The following is a 3,493-nucleotide window of genomic DNA, read 5'->3' as shown; positions in this document are numbered from 1 at the left end:
TTTTAATTAATAAGGTTTATATTTTATTAGTAGGCGTGAAGCTTGCTCACGCAATTGAAACATTTATACTTTTATACTTTTATACTTTTATACTTTTATACTTTTATACTTTTATACTTTTATACCAAGCGCCAGTAAGCTAGGTGCCTACAACGTTACCCTCTAGAGCGCAGCGCCTCTTAACCTCTTTGTGAATAAACAACTTAATATTTTGCACAAAGAGAAGCAAAAGAGGAGTAAATAAGAAAACATACATGTAGCAGCGAGTTTACCTCGCGTAAAACGTTTTGCATCAATATATACGCATAATAAATTGCAAATATGCCACCAAACTGCGGCCTATAAAATAAAACTTAGCCTCAAAGTTCATTTGGGCTAAAAATAAGGCGCTTACTTAAAATAGCTGGTAATTATCTACATAGGGTGAGTCTTTCTCTTTCTAACTCTGCCATTTATTGCTAACCTCGCATTAACGTTTTTTACTTAAACAATTTTTTGCTAACGGAATAAATATGCTAAAAAAAATATCGCTACTTGTCGGGATGGCAATCAGTGCAAATGTAATGGCTAAAGGCGGGGTTTCACCATATTTACCTTTAAATCAAGTACCCGAGCTTGAGCACCAAGTACAACGCCTTTTAGCTGTAAGTAAAAATACGCACATAATGAGTAAGCCCTATAAAGCGCATGATATTTATAGAGTGCTGCAAACTGTTAGGCATACTTACCCTGAGTTATACCAAACACTTTCTTATCAACTTAGCCCCTACATACAAAGTGATGCAGGCGCTTTTGCAAAGTTAACCATAGCCGCAGGTACAAAAGATAAAACACTGCCAAACCAGCGTGGGCAAACCACAAAAACTAACTTAATTGCTGAAGGCGGCGCTTATGCAAACTTTGGACGCCACTTTGGTGTTAGTGTTGCGGGTATAGCCAACGAAGACGAAATACTCCCAACGCAAAGCTTTATATACTTAGGGTATAAATACGCACAACTAGATATTGGCTACCGTGAGCATTGGTACTCACCCTTTGAAGACAGCGCTATGCTATTGAGCACACAAGCTAAAACTACACCTTCTATAACGCTTAGTAACGTAGAACCAATCACTAGCTTTAACATAAGATACGACATGTTTATTAGCCAAATGACAGAACAAAGCGGCATATTAAAAGAGGGTAAACAAACAGGTGTAGATGCAGTTTATGAACCAGGTAAGCCCTATTTATTTGGTTTACACACAAGCTTTGCGGCTACCGATAATTTAACCATTGGTTTAAGCCGCTTAATGCAATTTGGTGGGGGGCCACGTAGTGTAACTCTAAAAGATTTTGCTGAAGGCTTTTTTAGCCCTGGTAGTAAAGACAATATAGGTAGAGAGAACGCCGATGAGTTTGGAGAAAACTACGAGCTAGGCGATCAATTAGGTTCTATTACATTTGAATATAACAACAGTGTTTACTCAATGCCGTTTCAATTTTACGGTGAGGTTGCGCTTGAAGATACCTTAGGCGGCTCGCGCAATAACGCCTACAGTTTTGGCTTTTACTTGCCTTATATTGCAAACAACCACAGCTTACGCTTTGAACATAGTAATTGGCAAGAAAGGTGGTACGCAAACGGTATTTACTTAGATGGTAATCGTAACTATGATAATGTTATTGGCCACTGGGGTGGAGACGAGCATAGCTACACAGACTACACTCCGGCTAAATCAATGAGTATAAATTGGCACTGGCAGTTAAGCTCTATAGAAACACTTAATACCACTATCCGTACGCTTGAAAATAAAAATAGCGGCTATAAAACGGGCTATGAGCTGCAAACAGCCTATACACGTAAGCTAAGCAAACCAATAATGGGTGCACAAAGCTGGGGAGTTGAGCTTTATCAAGGAAAAGATGTATTTGGAGAAACATTTACTAGAATAGCAATTCTTGTACTCCTTTAAATAATTTAGTCTTTATTACTTATAAAAATAGAGGAAAAGTCACCTGGGTTTTTTCTTTATTTTTAATGCCTTTCTACCTAGCTCTGTCCACCATCTCTCTGTATAGGTGTAATATATATACCCTATAATCATACTTGCAAAAAAAAGTACAATAAACTTTAGAAGCTCATCTTCTATAAACTGCTTCCCTACAGACAAAATAATTGCATGACTTAAGTATATTGTGTAACTAGCATTTCCAACTTTTTCCAGTAATTTAGAGTTGAAGTTTAAATTAATATAAGTGAAAAAAAAGAGAGTAGTGCTCAATAAAATAGCTGGTTTATTATCAATAAAAAAAGGTAATAAAATAAAAGTAGCAAATAAGAACATCACTAAATATACAGAAGGTGTGTAATCACCCCACCTTTTATTACCAATCAACACACCTATTAAAAAGTAAAGGTTGTAAAAAGAAGTAATTAAGTTTCGGTCATTTTCACCGCCCATTACATAAAAGGCTATAGGAGGGAGAGACAGAAACAAGCAGAAAGGCTTTAAACCTTTTTTTAGACAAATAAAAAGTACACCGAAGGAAAAATAATAAAACATTTCAAAAACTAAGGTCCAAGAGTATGGGTGGATAGATTCACTTGGATTCTGAACTAGGAAAATATTCCTTATAATATTAATGGGGTCATGATGATAGTATCCCCCCTTACCTGATGCTACAAACATAATTATGAAAAGGATTACTATGGGAAAGTATGGAAAGTGAATTCTTGAAATTCTCTTTTTCATAAAAATAATAAAATCATAAAAACCTTTATCATAATTATGAGCGCGACTGATTATAAAGCCACTAATCATGAAGAAGAGCATTACTCCGTTATTTCCATGACTTACTAAATCAGTATAATGCTTCCCTGAGTGATACAGAACAACCATAATAATAGCAATTCCACGCAAGTCTTGTAGCGGTTTTATTTTTTCCACAGATATCTCATGATTCTTATTTTTATTAGTTAGTATTTAATTGCTGAGTTTTTTGTAAATTATGGTTAATAAGTCTTAAAATGGAACTTCCTACTTCAAATAAATTACAACAATAATTGGCTGAATATCATATGTCAGTCATTAAAACGATACAAGGTTAGTAAAAAAATAAAGTATTAAACTGCTTGCTACTAAACAAACTAGCCATGACAACATGTTTGAGCTATTTTTCTATTTTAATACGAAAAGCGCGGCATATAGCCGCGCTTAAAAATAATATAAATTCTACAATATTATAAATTTACAACATTATCAGATTGCGCAGCCGGCTCATCGTTAACTAACGACGTTAAGTATTGGCCAAAATCGTTACCAAGTTTTGCATCGCGCATACCGTATTCTACAATTGCTTTTAAGTAGCCTAGCTTATCGCCACAGTCGTGCGAGCGGCCACTCATGTGAAACGCTTCTACGGTTTCTTGCTTCATTAGCTCATCAATAGAGTCGGTTAATTGTATTTCACCACCAGCACCTACTGGTGTTTTAGCAAGCAGTGGCCAAAT

At 35.6% G+C, this 3,493-nt stretch carries 2 protein-coding genes and 1 pseudogene; 1 reads left to right on the top strand and 2 read right to left on the bottom strand.

What is annotated here, in order from left to right; all coding sequences use genetic code 11:
* The first annotated feature begins 512 nt into the window (after positions 1-512).
* Complete coding sequence (locus tag CWC17_RS18810; RefSeq protein ID WP_138614625.1) at positions 513-1,955, top strand: capsule assembly Wzi family protein; 1,443 nt, start codon at positions 513-515, stop codon at positions 1,953-1,955.
* A 39-nt stretch (positions 1,956-1,994) separates the two neighbouring features.
* On the opposite strand, the gene CWC17_RS18805 is transcribed toward CWC17_RS18810, so the two are convergent.
* Together CWC17_RS18805 and CWC17_RS18800 are read right to left on the bottom strand one after the other, a co-directional pair.
* Positions 1,995-2,930, bottom strand: a complete 936-nt coding sequence (locus CWC17_RS18805) for an acyltransferase family protein (protein WP_138614623.1) — start codon at positions 2,928-2,930, stop codon at positions 1,995-1,997.
* Between the two features lie 293 nt (positions 2,931-3,223).
* A pseudogene (locus CWC17_RS18800) lies at positions 3,224-3,493 on the bottom strand (UTP--glucose-1-phosphate uridylyltransferase); the annotation flags it as partial.

The organism is Pseudoalteromonas sp. S3785, from assembly GCF_005887365.1.
In the GTDB taxonomy this organism is placed as follows: Bacteria; Pseudomonadota; Gammaproteobacteria; order Enterobacterales; family Alteromonadaceae; genus Pseudoalteromonas.
The sequence above is the reverse complement of the archived record's forward strand: the minus strand, read 5'-3'. Positions and strand labels throughout refer to the sequence as shown.

Bases quoted from the DNA above. Each gene is read 5' to 3' on its own strand.
- CWC17_RS18810 (WP_138614625.1), top strand. From the start codon at position 513: ATGCTAAAAAAAATATCGCTACTTGTCGGGATGGCAATCAGTGCAAAT.